General features: G+C 65.8%; 16 protein-coding genes and 1 pseudogene. 10 read left to right on the top strand and 7 right to left on the bottom strand.

The genetic code is table 11. The features are described 5' to 3' along the window. Positions 1-11: 11 nt before the first annotated feature. Positions 12-641 (top strand): septation protein A, encoded by a 630-nt coding sequence (locus tag KHC28_RS11555; RefSeq protein WP_214008503.1) that lies wholly within the window; start codon positions 12-14, stop codon positions 639-641. Between the two features lie 313 nt (positions 642-954). On the opposite strand, the gene KHC28_RS11550 is transcribed toward KHC28_RS11555, so the two are convergent. Both KHC28_RS11550 and KHC28_RS11545 read right to left on the bottom strand, forming a co-directional pair. Continuing rightward, positions 955-2013 (bottom strand): NADP(H)-dependent aldo-keto reductase, encoded by a 1059-nt coding sequence (locus KHC28_RS11550; RefSeq protein ID WP_214008502.1) that lies wholly within the window; start codon positions 2011-2013, stop codon positions 955-957. A gap of 143 nt (positions 2014-2156) precedes the next feature. Beyond that, positions 2157-2819 (bottom strand): arylesterase, encoded by a 663-nt coding sequence (locus KHC28_RS11545; protein WP_214008501.1) that lies wholly within the window; start codon positions 2817-2819, stop codon positions 2157-2159. Positions 2820-2907: 88 nt separating this feature from the next. Here KHC28_RS11545 and KHC28_RS11540 point away from each other — a divergent pair, with 88 nt between their 5' ends. From KHC28_RS11540 to KHC28_RS27750, 4 genes are all read left to right on the top strand, one after another. Continuing rightward, complete coding sequence (locus tag KHC28_RS11540) at positions 2908-3630, top strand: ABC transporter ATP-binding protein (protein WP_214008500.1); 723 nt, start codon at positions 2908-2910, stop codon at positions 3628-3630. After that, positions 3627-6230, top strand: a complete 2604-nt coding sequence (locus tag KHC28_RS11535; RefSeq protein WP_214008499.1) for an ABC transporter permease — start codon at positions 3627-3629, stop codon at positions 6228-6230. Before KHC28_RS11540 ends, KHC28_RS11535 begins: the two co-directional genes overlap by 4 nt. Before the next feature lie 148 nt (positions 6231-6378). Beyond that, positions 6379-7161: a Bax inhibitor-1/YccA family protein gene (locus KHC28_RS11530; protein WP_214008498.1), complete on the top strand. Its 783-nt coding sequence runs from the start codon at positions 6379-6381 to the stop codon at positions 7159-7161. A 736-nt stretch (positions 7162-7897) separates the two neighbouring features. After that, positions 7898-8026: a hypothetical protein gene (locus KHC28_RS27750; protein ID WP_281419103.1), complete on the top strand. Its 129-nt coding sequence runs from the start codon at positions 7898-7900 to the stop codon at positions 8024-8026. 231 nt (positions 8027-8257) lie between these two features. Here the strand turns inward: KHC28_RS27750 and KHC28_RS11525 are convergent, their stop codons facing one another. Further along, on the bottom strand, positions 8258-10549 hold the full coding sequence (locus KHC28_RS11525) for an acetamidase/formamidase family protein (protein ID WP_214008497.1): 2292 nt from the start codon (positions 10547-10549) through the stop codon (positions 8258-8260). 165 nt (positions 10550-10714) lie between these two features. Then, positions 10715-10837 carry a hypothetical protein gene (locus tag KHC28_RS27745; protein ID WP_281419102.1) on the bottom strand — a complete coding sequence of 41 codons (123 nt, stop codon included), beginning with the start codon at positions 10835-10837 and terminating at the stop codon, positions 10715-10717. A gap of 169 nt (positions 10838-11006) precedes the next feature. Here KHC28_RS27745 and KHC28_RS11520 point away from each other — a divergent pair, with 169 nt between their 5' ends. The 3 genes from KHC28_RS11520 to KHC28_RS11510 are packed head-to-tail and all read left to right on the top strand — an operon-like array spanning position 11007 to position 12547. Then, positions 11007-11243: a XapX domain-containing protein gene (locus KHC28_RS11520; RefSeq protein WP_246564698.1), complete on the top strand. Its 237-nt coding sequence runs from the start codon at positions 11007-11009 to the stop codon at positions 11241-11243. Position 11244: 1 nt separating this feature from the next. Continuing rightward, entirely contained in the window at positions 11245-11436 is a 192-nt protein-coding gene (locus tag KHC28_RS11515; RefSeq protein WP_214008496.1) for a DUF1427 family protein, read from the top strand. A 31-nt stretch (positions 11437-11467) separates the two neighbouring features. Continuing rightward, entirely contained in the window at positions 11468-12547 is a 1080-nt protein-coding gene (locus tag KHC28_RS11510) for an acetamidase/formamidase family protein (protein ID WP_214008495.1), read from the top strand. Between the two features lie 543 nt (positions 12548-13090). On the opposite strand, the gene KHC28_RS11505 is transcribed toward KHC28_RS11510, so the two are convergent. The 3 genes from KHC28_RS11505 to KHC28_RS11495 all read right to left on the bottom strand — a co-directional run bounded on the left by KHC28_RS11505 (position 13091) and on the right by KHC28_RS11495 (position 15242). Next, complete coding sequence (locus KHC28_RS11505) at positions 13091-13678, bottom strand: SDR family NAD(P)-dependent oxidoreductase (protein WP_214008494.1); 588 nt, start codon at positions 13676-13678, stop codon at positions 13091-13093. Positions 13679-13777: 99 nt separating this feature from the next. Beyond that, on the bottom strand, positions 13778-14407 hold the full coding sequence (locus KHC28_RS11500; protein WP_214008493.1) for a methyltransferase family protein: 630 nt from the start codon (positions 14405-14407) through the stop codon (positions 13778-13780). A gap of 10 nt (positions 14408-14417) precedes the next feature. Next, positions 14418-15242, bottom strand: coding sequence for a MipA/OmpV family protein (locus KHC28_RS11495; protein WP_214008492.1), 825 nt, complete (start codon positions 15240-15242; stop codon positions 14418-14420). Positions 15243-15386: 144 nt separating this feature from the next. On the opposite strand from KHC28_RS11495, the gene KHC28_RS11490 reads away from it, so the two are divergent. Continuing rightward, positions 15387-16175: a LytTR family DNA-binding domain-containing protein gene (locus tag KHC28_RS11490; protein WP_214008491.1), complete on the top strand. Its 789-nt coding sequence runs from the start codon at positions 15387-15389 to the stop codon at positions 16173-16175. Between the two features lie 213 nt (positions 16176-16388). After that, positions 16389-16708 (top strand): annotated as a pseudogene (locus KHC28_RS11485) (transposase); the annotation flags it as partial. Positions 16709-16730 lie beyond the last annotated feature (22 nt).

Genomic DNA, 16730 nt, shown 5'->3' with positions numbered 1-16730 from the left:
TTTCCACCGCGATGAACGATAACCGTCCCCCGGCCGCGCCCCGCAGCATGAGCCCGCTCGTCAAGATCGCGCTGGAGCTCGGGCCGCTGGTGATCTTCTTCATCGCCAATGGCCGTGCCGGCATCTATGCCGCCACCGGCGCCTTCATGGTCGCCACCTTCGTGGCGCTGGCGCTGATGTGGCTGATCGCCCGCAAGATCGCGGTGATGCCGCTGATCTCCGCCGCCGTGGTGCTGGTGTTCGGCACGCTCACCATCGTCCTGCAGGACGACCACTTCATCAAGATGAAGCCGACCCTGGTCAACGCGCTGTTCGGCGCGGCGCTGCTCGGCGGGCTGGCGTTCAAAAAGCCGCTGCTGCCCTATGTGCTCGGCGACGTGTTCGAGCTGACGCCGGAAGGCTGGCGCGTGCTCACCATCCGCTGGGGCGTGTTCTTCATCACCATGGCGGTGCTGAACGAGATCGTCTGGCGCTCGGTATCCACGGACACGTGGGTCGCCTTCAAGACCTTCGGCTACCTGCCGCTCACTTTGGTCTTCGCGATGGCGCAGGTGCCGCTGATGACCCGCCACGGCGCCCCGGCCGGCAGCACCGCCAAGACCGGGATTCCCAAGACCGGCGCGCCCGAGGCCGGCGAGTAGCGGCAACGGCCGAACACCACCGAGGAGCCACCTCGCGGGCGCCCCTTCCGCCCTTGTCCCCTTCTTATCCTCTCCCCGCACCGAACACGGCTGTTACCGAGTTCGATTCCGGCAAGGTCGAAACCGGATCTTTCCGGTTTCGACGGAGATGACCCGCGCCAGCGGGTCGGTGAGGGCGACGCCATTGGGAGGCGTGAAGCCCCCCTCGCCCCATCCCTGTCCGTCACACCCGGCCGATGCCGCGTTTGACCTTCGTGGAGACCGAACGCGGCAACGGCCGGGCTCGGTGCGGGGAAAGGGAGAGGGAGGCCCGTTACGGTGCCGGGTTGCCGGTCAGCTGGTGCACGGCGTCGATCTTCTCGATCACTTCCGGCGCCAGCACCAAATCCTGCGCCGCGATGTCGGTCTTCAGCTGCTCCATGGTGGTGGCGCCGAGGATCACCGAGGTCATAAAGCCGCGCGACAGCGCGAAGGAGAGCGCCATCTGCGCCGGGTCGAGGCCATGCTCGGCGGCGATGGCGAGATAGGCGTCGATCGCCGCTTCCGTGCCCGGCTTCTGGTAGCGCTGGCCACGGTCGAACAACGTGGTGCGCGCCCCGGCCGGCCGGGCGCCGTTCTGGTACTTGCCGGTCAGGAAGCCCTGCCCCAGCGCCGAATAGGCGAGCAGCGCCACGTCCTCGCGCAGGCTCACCTCGGCGAGCGCGGTCTCATAGGTGCGGTTGACGAGGTTGTAGGCGTTCTGCACCGAGGCGACGCGCGGCAGGCCGTGCTTCTCGGCTTCCGCGAGGAAGCGCATCGTGCCCCACGCGCTCTCGTTGGAGAGGCCGATATGGCGCACCTTGCCTTCGCTCACCAGCTCGCCAAACGCCCGCAGCGTCTCGAGGATCGGCGTCTCGTCCGGCGTCGGCCGGCCATCGGCGCCCTCGGGCCAGCGGGTCGGGTTGGAGCCCCAGGCCATCTCGCGACCCGGCCAGTGCAGCTGGTAGAGGTCGATATAGTCGGTCTGCAGCCGCTTGAGGCTCTTCTCCACCGCCTCGCGGATCTGCACGCGGTTGGGCTTGCCGGGCGACCCGTCGTCGCGGAACCAGGTCATTTCGGAGAGGCCGACCACCTTGGTGGCGAGGATCACCTTGTCGCGGTTGCCGCGCGCCTTGAGCCAGGTGCCGATGATGCGCTCGGTGGAGCCCTGCGTGTCGGGCTTGGGCGGGATCGAATAGAGCTCGGCGGTGTCGATGAAGTTGATGCCCTCGCCGAGGGCGTAGTCGAGCTGGGCATGACCTTCGGCTTCGGTGTTCTGCTGCCCGTAAGTCATGGTGCCGAGGCAAAGCGCGCTCACCTCGAGGCCGGTGCGGCCGAGCGGACGATAGTGCATGGGATGTTCCGGGATGCCGGGGAGGGATGGTTGCGTTTGTCATACGCCGTCCCTCGACGCCGCCGCAAGGTGACGCTCAGGAAAGCCGGGATGGAGCCACGCATGCCGGGCGGAAGCCGCCATGCACGCGTCCGCGACTTCCGCTATCCGGCCTTACCGGCCTTCAGCGTTGCCAGCCAGGCCTCCACCGCGGGCAGGATCTTCACCACCATCACGTCCACCCCCGCGGCGGTAGGGTGCATGCCGTCGGCCTGGTTGAGCGTCGGGCCCTGCCCGGTCACGCCGTCGAGAAAGAAAGGGTAGAGCGGCGCGCCATATTTGGCGGCCAGCGCCGGATAGATCGCGTCGAAGCGCGCCTTGTAGTCCGCGCCCATGTTCGGCGGCGCCAGCATGCCGGCGATCAGCACCGGGATGCCGCGCTGCTTCAGCCCGGCCAGCGCGGCGTCGAGTGCCTTCTCGGTCACCACCGGGTCTATGCCGCGCAGCGCGTCATTGGCGCCGAGTTCGAGGATCACCCCCTGCGTGCCGTCCGGCACCGACCAGTCGAGCCGGGCGGCCCCGGCGCTCGCCGTGTCGCCGGAAACCCCGGCATTGTCGATCACGACATCGTGTCCGCGCGCCTTCAGCGCCGCCGCGAGCTTCACCGGGAAGGCATCGGCGGCCGGCAGGCCGTATCCGGCGGTCAGGCTGTCGCCGAGCGCGACGAGGCGCACAGGCTCGGCCCGCGCGGCGGCGGGCGGCAGCGCCGCCAGCACCGCGACCGCCAGCAGCACCGGCGCCAGCCATTTGACGACAAGGTGTTCCATCCGGCTCTTTTCCGCGGTGCACACCGGCCCATATGCTGGCGAAAGCTGAGCCGACTTTCGAACAGCACCGCGAAAACGACAGGAAAACATGCAGCCGGACTCCCGTTTCAGTGCCGCCGCTCCCGCCATCGCGCTCGACAAGGTCGAGCTGTCTCTGGGGTCGGGCGCGGCGCGTGTCCATATCCTCAAGGGCATTTCGCTGAATATAGGGCAAGGCGAGGCGGTCGGCCTCGTCGGCCCCTCGGGCTCGGGCAAATCGAGCCTGCTCATGGTGCTGGCCGGGCTGGAGCGGGCGGATTCCGGCAGCGTCGTCGTCGCCGACCAGCAATTGGCCGGGCTCGACGAGGATTCGCTCGCCCGTTTCCGCGGCCGGCATGTCGGCATCGTCTTCCAGGCCTTCCACCTCATCCCCACCATGACGGCGCTGGAAAACGTCGCCGTTCCGCTGGAACTCGCCGGCCGCGCCGATGCCTTCGAGCGCGCCCGCGCCGAGCTGGAGCTGGTCGGCCTCGGCCACCGGCAGAACCACTACCCCTCGCAGCTCTCCGGCGGCGAGCAGCAGCGCGTCGCCGTCGCGCGCGCCCTGGCGCCGGAGCCGGCGATCCTCGTCGCCGACGAGCCGACCGGCAATCTCGACGAGACCACCGGCCACCAGATCATGGAGCTGATCTTCGCCGCCCAGGCGCGGCGCGGCGCGACGCTGGTCATCGTCACCCACGATCTCAACCTCGCCCGCCGCTGCGACCGCACGGTGCGGCTGCGCTCCGGCCAGATCGAGGAAAGCGCGCTGATCGGCGGAGACGCAGCATGAGCGTGACAACCAGCGACGACGCCCCCGTCGCCGCCCGGGCCACTCCTGCCGGCCGCGGCGGCTTCTCGCTCGCCCTCGCTTTGCGCTTCGCGCTTCGCGAGCTGCGCGGCGGCCTGCGCGGCTTCGGCGTCTTCCTCGCCTGCCTCGCCCTCGGCGTCGCCGCCATCGCCGGCGTCGGCTCGTTCTCGCGCGCACTCACCGACGGGCTGGAGCAGCAGGGCACCACGCTGCTCGGCGGCGACGCCGCCTTCACGCTGGTGCAGCGCCAGGCGACGCCAGAGGAGATGCAGCTCTTCACCGGCGCCGGGCGGGTCTCCACCATCGCCACGCTGCGCGCCATGGCCCGCACAGGCGAGGGCGCCGGCCTCAACTCCACCCTCGCCGAAGTGAAGGCGGTCGACGGCGCCTACCCGCTCACCGGCACGCTCGCCCTCGACCCGCCGATGCCGCCGACGCAGGCCCTCGCCGAGACGGATGGCCGCTTCGGCGCGGTGCTCGACCCGGTGCTGGCCGAGCGGCTGGGGCTCAAGCTCGGCGACGACCTGCAGCTCGGCGCCGCCCGCCTGCGGGTCGCCGGCCTGATCGCCAACGAGCCCGACCTGCTGGCGACCGGGCTCGGCTTCGGGCCGCGCCTCCTGGTCTCGCTGGACGCCCTGAACGCCTCCGGGCTGATCCAGCCGGGCAGCCTCGCCCGCTGGCACTACCGGGTACAGCTGAACGACCCAGGCCGCCTCGCCGCCCTCACCGACGAGGTGAAGGCCAAGGCGCCGCAGGCCGGCTTCGAGGTCCGCACCCGCGAGGCCGCCGCCCCGCGCCTCGAGGACAATGTCCGGCGTTTCACCCAGTACCTCACTCTGGTCGGGCTCACCGCGCTGCTGGTCGGCGGGGTCGGCGTCGCCAATGCGGTGAAGAGCCATCTCGACGCCAAGCGCGGGGTGATCGCCACCTTCAAGGCGCTTGGCGCGCCGGGCCGGATGATCTTCGCGATCTATGTGCTTGAAGTCGTGCTGATCGCTCTCATCGGCCTCCTCATCGGCCTGATCGCCGGCACGGCGCTGCCCTTCGCGCTCGACGCCGCCTTCGGCCATCTGCTGCCGATCGCCATCGCGCCGAGCGTGCAGCCGGCGGCGCTCGCCCTCGCCTTCGGCTACGGCATCCTGATCGCGCTCGCCTTCGCGCTGTGGCCGCTCGGCCTCGCGCATGACGTGCCGGTCTCCGCCCTGTTCCGCGAATGGGACGAGGGGGCGCCGAGCCGCCCGCGCAGGACCTATATCCTGTTGACCGCGCTCGCGATTCTCGCGCTGTGTGCCCTCGCCGTCGCCGCCAGCGAAGAGCGGCGCATCGCGCTTTATTACCTGCTCGCCTCCGCCGCCGTGCTGGTCACGTTGCGGCTGGTGGCGACCGGCATCATGGCGATCGCCCGCCGTCTGCCGCGCCCGCGCTCCACCGGCGCCCGGCTGGCGCTGGCCAATATCCACCGTCCGGCGGCGCTCACCCCGACCGTGGTGCTGTCGCTCGGGCTGGGGCTCACCCTCCTGGTGACGCTGTCGCTGATCGACCGCTCCCTCACCCGCGAGCTCACCGCCCGCCTGCCGGACCAGGCACCGAGCTTCTTCTTCCTCGACATCCAAAGCACTGAAACACAACAGTTTTCTGACTTCCTCGCCAAGGAGGCGCCAGGCGGCAAGGTCGAGGTGGTGCCGATGCTGCGCGGCCGGCTGATCCGCCTCGGCGACCGGCCGGTGGAGCAGATCACCCCGCCGCCGGAATTTGCCTGGGTGCTCTCCTCCGATCGCGGCGTCACCTATTCCGCTGAGATACCGGAGGGCTCCACGCTGGTCGAGGGCTCCTGGTGGCCGGCGGACTATTCCGGCAAACCGTTGGTATCGTTGGAAAAAGAGATCGCGGACGCCTTCGGCCTCAAGGTCGGCGACAGCGTCACGGTGAATGTGCTGGGGCGGCCGATCACCGCCGAAATCGCCAATCTACGCAAGGTGGAATGGGAGCGGCTGGCGATCAACTTCGTCATGGTGTTCTCGCCCAATAGCTTCCGCGGCGCGCCGCATACCTCGCTCGCCACCCTCGCCTTCCCGGACAAGGCCGACGAAGCCACCGAACGCAGCATTTCGCGAGCAGTGACAAGCTCTTATCCCGGCATCACCGCCGTGCGGGTGAAGGAGGCGCTGGCGGAAATCGGCGCCCTCGTCGCCAATCTGCTGCTCGCCATACGCGGCGCCAGCCTGGTGACGCTGGTGGCGAGCGTGCTGGTGCTGGCCGGCGCGCTGGCCGCCGGGCAGCACCATCGGGTGTATGACGCGGTCATCCTGAAGACGCTCGGCGCCACCCGGGGGCGACTGCTCGCCGCCTATGCGCTGGAATATGCCGCGCTGGGCCTCGCCACCGCGCTGGTGGCGGTGCTGGCCGGCTCGGTCGCGGCCTATGCCGTGGTGGTTGGGGTGATGAAGATCGGCTTCGCCTTCTCGCTCGCCTCGGCGCTCGGCGCGGTGGCGGTGGCGCTGGTCCTCACCGTCGCCTTCGGGCTGATCGGCACCTGGTGGGCACTGGGCCAGAAGCCGGCTCGGATCCTGCGCAGCCTGTGACGGCGAGCCCTAACGATATGTGCCGCTGCGGCATTTCTTGCCGAAACTTCACTTGCGGGAGAGGGCGGCCTTGCTCATATTTCGCATGAGCTTCGCCGTGGTCCGTTCAGGGATCGCGGCAGCAGGCGTCTGAAAGGGGCCCTTCATTATGTCCGACTACGATCGCAACATTACCGCCCCGCGCTACGGCTCGACGGCGACGCGGACGCAGGCCGCGATCGATCAGGGCCTGCGCTCCTACATGCTGCGCGTCTACAACTACATGACGCTCGGCCTCGCCATCACCGGCGCGGCGGCGCTCGGCATCTACATGCTCGCCGTCTCGGCCGAGCCGACCCAGTATGCGCTCGGCGCCAATGTCTACCTCACCCAGTTCGGCTACGCGCTGTTCGTCAGCCCGCTGAAATGGGTGGTGGTGTTCGCCCCGCTGGCCGCGGTGTTCTTCCTGTCCTTCCGCGTCGACCGCATGAGCGTGGCGGCGGCGCAGACGGTGTTCTGGGTCTATGCGGGCCTCGTCGGCGTCTCGCTGTCGACGATCTTCCTCGTCTACACCCATGACAGCATCGTGCGGGTGTTCTTCATCACCGCCGCTACCTTCGGCGCGCTGAGCCTCTACGGCTACACCACGCCGCGCAGCCTGTCGGCGATGGGCTCGTTCCTGATCATGGGCCTGTTCGGCATCATCATCGCCAGCCTGGTGAACATCTTCCTCGGCTCGTCGATGCTGCAGTTCATCATCTCGGTGGTGGGCGTGCTGGTGTTCGCCGGCCTCACCGCCTACGATACCCAGCGCATCAAGGAGATGTACTTCGCCGGCGACGACGACGTGGTGGCCGGCCGCAAGGCGATCATGGGCGCGCTGACGCTGTATCTCGACTTCATCAACCTGTTCGTGATGCTGCTGCAGCTGTTCGGCAACCGCAACAACTAAGCGACACCCGCGTCCCGGCGTGCCCTCGGTGGGCTCGCCGGGATTCTGCTCCCAAAGCGTGCCTGGATTCGGCATGCCGAGGCGAAGAGGGCGAGCCGCGCTTTACAGCCGCAAAGCGTCGCACGGGGAACGACACTTTCCCCAGACGACGCCTCCCCGATGTCGGGCATCGAACCTGACATCGGACTTCCCCAGCCCCTCGCGCACCTGTCGCCGCGTCCTTTCATCGGCGAAGCCAGCTGACGGGGCTCGGGTCGACGAGCGCGGTGCAACGCAACGGCCCCCGGTTCACGTCGCGACCGAAGCCGGATTGCATCTCCCCTTCCCCTCAATTCTTGGCACCATCCGTCGCGCGCCGGGCAGAGGATTCGCCCGAAGACGAGCACAAGCCTCCCCGGCATGGCTTTACGGCCGTCTCGATGGAGGCTGGCAGATGGCGAGCATGCGCACGGTGAGCTTCAGCGGCGGCTCGCCGACAGTCTGGCGGCAATCCTGTTGCTGGGTTTGGTAGCCCCGTCGGCCGCCGGCGTCCCGACCTTTCCCGCAATCGGCGTGCGTCCCGGCACGATCACCCTTGACGTGGCGCCCCGGATGGATCGGCTGGCTCTTGAGCCGCCGTCAATCTCCCGCGAGCTAGTGGCGACGGGCCTTGGCTCCGCCGAGGTTTCGGGTTTTAACCGCTTCGGTTGCGCGGCAGGCATCTCCTCCTCCGTGCTTTGAATCGGCAGCGACACGGATGATCGGCATCGTTTCACTGGCTCTGATTGCTGTGCTGTCCGTCCCGCTCATCGCTCTGACGGCCGTGCTGCTCTACCTTCTTCTGGTGGGAATCCGCGGAGCCTGGTGGGCGCTGAAGGGTGATTGAGGATGCCTTTCACCGTCGGCGCTTTCCGCGCATCGCCGGATCAAGCGCTCTCGACCTTCCAAGATCATGAAGCGCGCTACGTAACGATTTGGAATGGCCCGCTGATCCTCCGGCAGCCGAATTGCCGTCGCCGGGCAGCGGCGAGCAGTGCTTTCGCGACGTCGCGACGCTTGTGTGAGTAACGGACGTGCCGCTTCATGCCGGAAGTCGACGGCGGCAGCCAGATGGCGGCTATTTCCAGTCGCTGCCAGCGAAACGTTCCTGCACGAAGGCTGCTTTCGGAATAACGGCGTGAATGCCCCAATTGCCGTCCGCTACCTGAGTGATGCCGAAGTCGACAGCCGTCGAAATGAAGGTGATGGCCGCATCTTCTTCCAGTTTCCAGGCATCCATGAGGAACTTGCGCGTTACACGGAACGCCGACCTCAAGGCCCGGTCGAGCGACGAGCGCTTGTAGACTTCGGCCTGCGCATCCTGACCGAGATCCCGTAGATAGTCGGGATAGCTGAAACCATGGATGACAAATTCGGCAGGGGTTTCGAGAAGCGGGCAGTTCAGGCCGGCAAGGAATGGCTTGCTCGCCGTCTCGCCCTTCTTGTGCAAGACAAAGCGGAAGGTGCCGTTCAACGAGCATTCCAGTGCCGTCCCGTTCATCTCGCCATCGCCGAGTGCGAGATGCCCGTCGCCCACGGAGAAAAGCGCTCCCGGCACGAGAACGGGCAGGTACAACGTCGCCCCCTTGCCGGCACGCCAATTGTCGAGATTGCCGCCGAAATTGCCGGGCGGGATGGAATCGACCAGCACACGCTCCTTCGGCGCGACCGCCATGCAGCCGAAATGGGGGAACAGCGGCACCCGGATGTTCGGCATCGGATCGAAGATCTTGGTGATCGTCGCGTGATCGACCGGAACGCCGGGGTAGTCGATGGTCGCGTGGCGGATACCATAGGGGTCGGTCTGCGGTGTCCAGCGGAACGAATAGACCGCACGGGCCGTATCGCCTTCGGGCTCGACCTCGAAGATGGTGACGACCTCGCGCAAGTCGGCGCTGTCGAGATAGTCGGAATACTGGTAGCCCCACCAGGTGGACGCATTGCTCGCGAAGCTGCGGCCCTCGAATTGCGGGTTCGCACTCGGCCGGGGCGCGATGTCCAGTACCTGGACCTCCAATATGTCCCCAGGCTCGGCCTCCTCTATAAAGATCGGCCCCGTCAGGATGTGTACGCCGAACCCTTCTCCGGCGCCGCGGCCGAGCAGCGAAGCATCGAGCGGGCCGGCGCCCCGGCGTTCGACATTCTTTCCTTCCGCGGTCCAGTGAAACACGCTCTCCGCCCCGACGTCGCCGCGGATCATGCGTTCGTAGTCATCCGAGGCGTGCTGGGTGAGGGTCTCGATCACGACCTCGGAGCCCGATCGCACCCTGAGAACCGGCAGGATGTCCCGGCTCAGAAAGCCCCAATGGACCGTGTCCGCGTTGGCCCTCACCCGTAGCGGCTCGCCATCGAGCACAGAGGCATCCTGATGGAAGAGTGCCCGGGGGGCGTCCGGCTCCATTGGCAGCGCGGTGTGATTGCTTCCCGCCGGTCGCCCGCGATTATACGGTCTTGTCGTCGTCGGCTCCTGCGTCATCCCTCGACAGGCGCGGGGCGTGACCCCGAAGGCGGCCCGAAACAGGCGGCTGAAATGCCCCTGGTCGCTGAACCCGCACTGGAACGCGATCTGCGCGATGCTCGTGCTTTTCTGGTCCTGGGCGAGCAATGCCAGTCGCGCCTTTTCGAGCCGGCGCGTGCGCACGAAGTCCGAGAATGTTGTGTGATGAAGCTCGAACAGCTTCTGCAGGTAACGCTGCGACATGCCTTCGCTTGCCGCGACATCGCGCATGGCAAGTCCGGGTTGCGATAGTCTCGCCTCTACTGCGGCAGCTACGCGCTGGTAGTGCGCGAATTGCACCTGTGTCGCTCCGCCCTCGTCCAGGCGACGATCCAGACGGACGAGTGATGACAGAAGCCCCACCAGAGCCGTCTCGAGCGGCGCGAGTTCCGTCGGCTCCAGCGCATCGAAACGATTGTGGATCGTGTCGAGCAACTGGCGCGCCGAGTGGCCGAGGGCTCCGCCCGCAAGGCGCAGTGGCGAGGGGGAGGCGCCTGAGCCGAGCGAACCGAAAAGCAGGTCTCGTCGTACCCGCAGCACGAGAAGATCGACATCGCCATCGAATCCCAGCGACCAGGGTAGCGCGCCGTCAGCGACGTGGAGCGCGCCTCCTTGGCCAAGGGCATCGGGCGATGTCCGCTCGAAGGTCACATAGGCGCTCGCACGGGTAGCGACGGCAGGACGGTAGGCGAGCTCCATGGGGCCGCTGCGAATGCGGGCGAAAAGCGATCCGCTGGGGGCCGTCTGCACATCGACGGTGGCCGAGACGGGAGTGTCGATTCCGCCCGCTTCCTGCAAGCCGAGATGGGCGAGCGCTTCGGCCCATTTGCCGCGCTGCGCCGCCAGCGGAATCGTCGCAAGGCTGACATGCATCGCTCGCCACCTGTTCACCATCGGCGACGTTGCCGCCGCCATTGAAGCTTAGCAAATTAGCGGCAGCCGATTGGGATGGGCGCGATCAAAGATTGTGACGATCGCGCACCGCAGATCGCCTGCCGATAACCGCCGGGCGATGCCAACCCTTTGAAATTCCGGCCTTTACATCCTCGGAACCGAGACGAGCGCCGCCGCCTTCCCGGCGTCGAATTCGAGTATTCGCGTGTAGCCGAACAGGAATTGTAGCGCTAGCGTCTCCTGGCTGGCGACGAAAATGGCGTGCATCGAAGTATCTCGAAACCAAGTCGAAGCGAACTCTTGCCTTTGTCGAGGGTGACACTTCGACATTCTCGTCGAACGCCGGCGTGCCCGTGCCGCTGACGGCGCGGCGCAATGGAAAACAATCAGAACAAACAGGCGCCTGATGATCTCAGGCGCGCGGGAGCAAGCGTGCATGTCCATGCATTACATCTATGTGGGACGAAATGAACTTGTCGCGCTCGTCGTCGGTCTCGTAACCGGGACGCTTTATTCATGGCTTGGGCTGCCAATTCCGGCACCGAACGTGATCGGCGGCATCATCGCGATCATCTTCACCTTCATCGGCTACGTGATCGTGCAGAAAATTCGCGGCCAGGTCGCCTTCGGACCACCGCCGGCCATCAACAAAAGCTTCGCCCCGGGAGAATGAGATGCTCAATATCGCAATTGGCGCCATCGAACTTCAGGCCGCAGCCGTCGGTCTGGTGACAGGTCTTCTCTACACGACCGTACGCGCCCCGATCCCCGCTCCGAACGTACTTGGCGGCATCTTCGCCATCATCGGCACGTTCATCGGCTTTGCGGCCGTCGCCGCCACACGCGGCCAACTCACCTTCGGGTGACAGCTACATCCAGAAAAACAAGGAAACGACCATGAACGCCGTTACTTCCATCAAGGCCGAGAAGACCTCGCACAAGGTCCATCATCTCCCCGCCACGCTGGAAACCATCCAGTGGGGCTATTTCGACGGCAGCGTCGAGCCCGTGCTCCGCGTCAACTCGGGCGACTATGTCGAGATCGAGTGCCTGTGCCATCACGCCGGCGACGCGCCCGATTATCTGATGGATGACGTCATCCGCGAGATCTACGAAAAGGTGCCGGAAGAAACTCGCGCCCCGGGCGTGCATATCCTCACCGGCCCGATCTATGTCGAAGGCGCCGAGCCCGGCGACACGCTGGAATGCCGAGTGCTGCACATGGCCCCGCGCCTGAAATACGGCGTCAACTTCGTCGCGCAATGGGGCCTGCTGCACGAGGAGTTCGGCCGCAAGGAACACGTGCTGATCTACGAGGCCGACGTGCACAAGAACGTTGCCCGGCCGGTGTTCCAGTTCGAATATGACAGCCCGGAGAAGAGTGTGCCGGGCCGCATCACCACGGTGGATGCTTCGCAGCGCAAGCCGGCGCCGGAAGGCATCGCGGTGCCTCTGCGCCTGCATTTCGGCACGGCGGGCGTATGCCCGGCGCAGGATGGGCGCCTCAGCACCGTGCCTCCCGGCTCATGGGGCGGCAATGTCGACAACCGCGAATTCGTCGCCGGCACCGCGATGTTCTATCCGGTGAACCGCAAGGGCGCGCTGTTCTGGGCCGGCGACACCCATTTCGCGGAGGGCGATGGCGAGGTGAACGGCACCGCCATCGAGGCGCACGTCAACGCGACGATCCAGCTCATCCTGCACAAGGGCAAGGGTGTCCACAATCCCGGCCGGACCATGAGAAATCCGGTTCTGGAGACGCCGGAACTCTGGATCACCCACGGCTTCAACGAGGATCTCGACGAAGCCGCCCGCGAGGCCGTGCTGGAGATGATCGACCTGCTCGTGCGCGAATGGGGTATCACCCGCGTGGAAGCCTATTCGCTGTGCTCCATCGCGGGCGATCTGCGCGTGACGCAGGTTGTCGATGGCGTGAAGGGCATACACATGGCCATGCGGCGTGACATCAAGCGCTGATCGAGTGTGAGACAAGTCGGGCGGCGCGATACACGTCGCGTCGCCCAATCCGCACCTGCTGGGCCAATAGGAACCAGCATGGCGCGCCATGAGGAGACGTTAGATGCTTAACGGATCAGCCGTCATTGCCAGCCCGCAATGGCGGCTGATCCGTTCGGCATCGGAGACATCGCTCTCACCATCGGTGATCGCCGGAGATCATACCGGTCGCGAAAGCGAAGCAGTTTCATCGTTTCCTCGACGTTCATTCGAATATGATGAGGCCTAGCGGCGCATCGTCCGCGAAGCGGGCCGGTATCGAAGCCCGCAGACCCTCGTCGTCAGATGTCGAGCACCAGCCGATCCGTCTTGCTGCCCTCGGCCCGCCGGCTTCCGTGAGCACGCTGTCGCGGGGATCGGGCACGCCCGTGACAGCACATCGGTTTCGCACACACCACAAAGGCCCTGCTCGCACGAGCAGTTCACGTCCACGCCGTTGGCCGTAACTCTCCAGAATGATCCGCCCCGACTGCACCTATAGTTCCATGCCGCTGCCAGCGAGTTTCAGCGTGAAGCCACCGTTCGTGGCGGTGGCCTGCGTCGCCGAGAAATGCTCGACATGCGCCTGCTCGCGAGCATCGGAGCGGGACCACAGCAATAGAAGTGCGATCTTGCGCGAGACCAGGAACAGCGCGGCAGCGCGGCCTCGTCGGCGCGGCCGAAGCACCGTACCTGGATGCCGCGCCTCAGCTCCTGCCGCTCGGCGGGATCGAGGTTCGCAACCTGCGATTCGAACAGCGAGGTCGCCACGGTATTGACGGTCACGCCGGCGCCGGCAGGTTCGGCCGCCATCACGCGAAGATAGGCGGCCAGGCCGCCCTTGGCTGTGGCGAACGGCGCGACCTTGGTGTGCACACCGGTCTTGCCCGACATTGGACAGAACACGACGATACGGCCGTGGCCCTTGGCCACCATCCGGCGCGCCGCCTCCTGCATGATCAGGGCCGGCGCCACCAGTTCGCGCTCGACGATGTCGCGCATGGCGGGGTCCGGCATGTGCAGCACTCGTGCGGGTTCCCGCGCCGGCCCATCGAGCCCGCGAGGCTGGGATCGGCCAGAACCCGCCGGTAGAGGCTGGCGGCGTAGTGCCATCCACGGTCGCCATGATGCACGCAGCTCGGCGGTGGCTGGCGCGGCTCGACAGCGGAGCGAAGAGCGGCGAGTGTCAGCCTCCCTGCCGGCCTAGCTTCATCAAAACAATGCAATCAGCTCAGGCAATAGACCGACGTCTTTGGCATAAGCGACCAACTCTCCCATCGGCACGCTAAGCAGGAACAGCGAGCCATCGCGCAGTGCACGATGGAGAGCGTGTGGCAGGAAGCTGGGTGCATCGGCGTCCCGATACAGCGACGGGCGGGGCCATAGCAGCGGGACGCGCGCTGCATAGGCTTGGTAGCTGACGCCGAAGCGCGCGCCGAGCATCGCTGCCTCATCGCGGGCTTTGGCTATCAGAAGAGCCGCGATGAAACTGCTGAGGCAGCCCGCAATGACAAGGCTGCCGAACACCAGACCGATGCCCGCAGCGCCGGCTATCGAGAAGAAATAGAGCGGGTTGCGTGTGATGGAGTACGGGCCTGATGTGATGAGGGCAGCATTCTTGCGCCCGCCAATATAGAGCGTCGCCCATAGCCGCCCTATCACCGTTGCCATGATGAGGCAGAGGCCAGTGGTGCGCATCGCGGTGGTGGCCAGCGAGTCCTTGCCCCATGCGCTGTGCGAAACGAGAATCAGCACGACGGTGATGAGCGCGACGACCTTGATGGCAAGGATGCGCCGGGTCTGGCTGGTGTAACGGGCGGGGCTTTGGATGTTCGAGGACATGGCGGCGCCCTCAGAACCGATAGCCGATGGCGAGCAGCACGGAGGGCTGGAACGCCTCCTGCACGATAGGACTGTCGGCCGCGTCGCCGAGCAAATAGCCGATGCCAAGCTGCCCGCGCACTAGCCAGTGCTCGCTCGCCATATAGGTGACAGCCAGATCGAGATCGATGCGTCTGAAGCCAGCGCCGATGTCGTATTGCGGCAGTCCAGAGGCGGCGGACTGCGCTGCGGTAACGCCGAAATAGGTCTCCATGTAGGTCTCGTCCGCCCATGTCGCCGACAGACCGGCCGAGAAACGGAACAGGTCGATAGTGTGGGCGAGGTCGAAACCGATCTTGGCTTCCAGCCCCTCACTGCCGCCTATCGTGCGGCTGAGCGAGGCGTAGAACTCGGCCGGCCCCATCTCATAGGTGACCATACCGCCGACTACGCCGCCCATATCGACATCGCCGAGCCCGCGCAGTCGCTTGGAATCGTCTTCCTTGCGCCCGATGTCGTAGCCGAGCTGGCCACTGAAATTGAGGTTTCCGACGCTATAGATGTTCACCGAGATGCCGCGCGGATCGGCCTTGACCCGCTCGCCGAAAGTGGCGGTGACGAAGGGGATGGGCTGGATGTCGAACTCGTCGGAGCCCTCATACTTCGGTGCCATCATCGCTCCGCCGCCGAGCACGACCTTCCATTCGGCGAGCTTCTGGCTGACGAAGGCGAGGCGGTCGATGGAGGTGGTGTGGGTCACATCCTCTTTCTCGATGTCGGCGGCGAACGCCAGGTCGAAGGGAATGAACGGTACGACCAAGTGAAGGCCGACGAGGGCCACCTTGTGATGTCTCATCAAAAAGCTCGCGGGACGGTCCCGAAGACACTCCTCAGGATCTCCCCACTCTTTTCGCGGCGGCCTTTTCGCCACCAGACTGGCTTCGCAATTGCGCCAAACTTTTCGCGAAAGTGCACCGAGGGTACTCAAGGGCCGCTCGCGATGCGTGATTTCGCCAATTTGCAGAGTAGCAACTGGCTACAGCGACGTGGTGCCGAGGTATGTTTGGCACTCGGCCTCAGCCCAGTCTTTGCATGGGTTCGCCCGTTCGGCGTCGATGAACAGACCTTTTTTGCCCGGCTAGGCTATTGGAGCGGGCTGCTGGTGTGCTGGTTCATGCTGATGGCGGCGCTCGAGATGCTGGTGGCCAACCGCCCCTTCTTTCGGAACCTTTCCCCGTCCGCGCGTCGCATGGCGATCATCGGGATCGCGGCGTTCCCGATGATCATCGTCGCTGGGATCGCGACCAATGCACTTTCCGGCTGGCAGGCCAGTGTCTACCAAGTCGTGGAACTGTACTGGCAGATCGCGCTGGTCGGCTCGATCGTCACGCTGGTGGCCAAGGCAGTACTGCCGTGGAGAACGGAGCCGGCGATGCCAGAAGCCCCGCCTCAGGAGTTGGTGCCGTCTGTGCCGGAGGCCATGAGCCCATTGGTGGCGCGGCTGCCGCTTGATGTACGAGGGCGCATTCTCTGTCTGGAAATGGAAGACCACTACGTTCGTGTCCACACGGATAGAGGCGCGGCACTGGTGTTAATGCGGCTCAGCGACGCGATGAACGAGGCACATCCAGTGAAGGGGCGCCAAGTTCATCGCTCGTGGTGGGTGAGCGATGAGGCGGTGGAAGAGTTCGAGCGGGTTGGGAGAACCGGCATGCTTCATCTCCGCAACGGGTCGCGTGCGCCAGTGTCGCAGCGCTATTTGAGATCGGTCGAAGCCTCGTTTTCGTGAGCCAAGTCCGCGAGGCACGCTCTCCGCCACAGCCGGTTGGCACCGGCGAGCCTGCTCTCGTTAGGAGGACATGGCCTGTTCAGATTGCGGACGACCATCGACGGCCCGCCGCCGAATTGGCTGGGCCGTGGGCAATTGGCATCTCCTACCTTAGGCTCAGGATCCGCTGATTTGCTTTGGTCGATCTGATTCAGGCTCCTGAGGAGACCGGATATCGGTGGCCTGTATTGGCTGGCGGACGAGCAGATGGCTCGGTTGCAGCCCTATTTTCCCAAGAGCCACGGCAAGCGCAGGGTGGATGATCGCCGGGTATTGGCGGGATCATCTTCGTCAACCGCAATGGTCTGCGCTGGCGCGATGCGCCGGCAGTCTATAGTCCGCGCAAGACGCTGTACGATCGCTGGAAGCGCCGGAGCGCGGCAGGCTCATCCGGATGATGAGCCCCTGTCCATCCCCAGGCCGAGCACCGCACGGTTATGATCGACGCGACCTGTCTGAAGGCGCACCGTACGGCTTCGAGCCTGTGGGTACGCACGGCATAGCGAAAGACACGAC

Source organism: Ancylobacter sonchi, from assembly GCF_018390695.1.
Taxonomy (GTDB): domain Bacteria; phylum Pseudomonadota; class Alphaproteobacteria; order Rhizobiales; family Xanthobacteraceae; genus Ancylobacter; species Ancylobacter sonchi.
Note: the sequence above shows the minus strand (reverse complement) of the source record. Positions and strands in the feature narration are given on the sequence as shown.

What these genes read in the sequence shown, in the direction of transcription:
- KHC28_RS11515 (WP_214008496.1), top strand. Translation starts at nt 11,245, where the DNA reads ATGCTCAATATCGCAATTGGCGCCATCGAACTTCAGGCCGCAGCCGTC.
- KHC28_RS11495 (WP_214008492.1), bottom strand. Translation starts at nt 15,242, where the DNA reads ATGAGACATCACAAGGTGGCCCTCGTCGGCCTTCACTTGGTCGTACCG.
- KHC28_RS11555 (WP_214008503.1), top strand. Translation starts at nt 12, where the DNA reads ATGAACGATAACCGTCCCCCGGCCGCGCCCCGCAGCATGAGCCCGCTC.
- KHC28_RS11500 (WP_214008493.1), bottom strand. Translation starts at nt 14,407, where the DNA reads ATGTCCTCGAACATCCAAAGCCCCGCCCGTTACACCAGCCAGACCCGG.
- KHC28_RS11520 (WP_246564698.1), top strand. Translation starts at nt 11,007, where the DNA reads ATGTCCATGCATTACATCTATGTGGGACGAAATGAACTTGTCGCGCTC.
- KHC28_RS11530 (WP_214008498.1), top strand. Translation starts at nt 6,379, where the DNA reads ATGTCCGACTACGATCGCAACATTACCGCCCCGCGCTACGGCTCGACG.
- KHC28_RS11540 (WP_214008500.1), top strand. Translation starts at nt 2,908, where the DNA reads ATGCAGCCGGACTCCCGTTTCAGTGCCGCCGCTCCCGCCATCGCGCTC.
- KHC28_RS11545 (WP_214008501.1), bottom strand. Translation starts at nt 2,819, where the DNA reads ATGGAACACCTTGTCGTCAAATGGCTGGCGCCGGTGCTGCTGGCGGTC.
- KHC28_RS11505 (WP_214008494.1), bottom strand. Translation starts at nt 13,678, where the DNA reads ATGGCACTACGCCGCCAGCCTCTACCGGCGGGTTCTGGCCGATCCCAG.
- KHC28_RS27750 (WP_281419103.1), top strand. Translation starts at nt 7,898, where the DNA reads ATGATCGGCATCGTTTCACTGGCTCTGATTGCTGTGCTGTCCGTCCCG.
- KHC28_RS11535 (WP_214008499.1), top strand. Translation starts at nt 3,627, where the DNA reads ATGAGCGTGACAACCAGCGACGACGCCCCCGTCGCCGCCCGGGCCACT.
- KHC28_RS11510 (WP_214008495.1), top strand. Translation starts at nt 11,468, where the DNA reads ATGAACGCCGTTACTTCCATCAAGGCCGAGAAGACCTCGCACAAGGTC.
- KHC28_RS11525 (WP_214008497.1), bottom strand. Translation starts at nt 10,549, where the DNA reads ATGCATGTCAGCCTTGCGACGATTCCGCTGGCGGCGCAGCGCGGCAAA.
- KHC28_RS11490 (WP_214008491.1), top strand. Translation starts at nt 15,387, where the DNA reads ATGCGTGATTTCGCCAATTTGCAGAGTAGCAACTGGCTACAGCGACGT.
- KHC28_RS11550 (WP_214008502.1), bottom strand. Translation starts at nt 2,013, where the DNA reads ATGCACTATCGTCCGCTCGGCCGCACCGGCCTCGAGGTGAGCGCGCTT.
- KHC28_RS27745 (WP_281419102.1), bottom strand. Translation starts at nt 10,837, where the DNA reads ATGCACGCCATTTTCGTCGCCAGCCAGGAGACGCTAGCGCTACAATTC.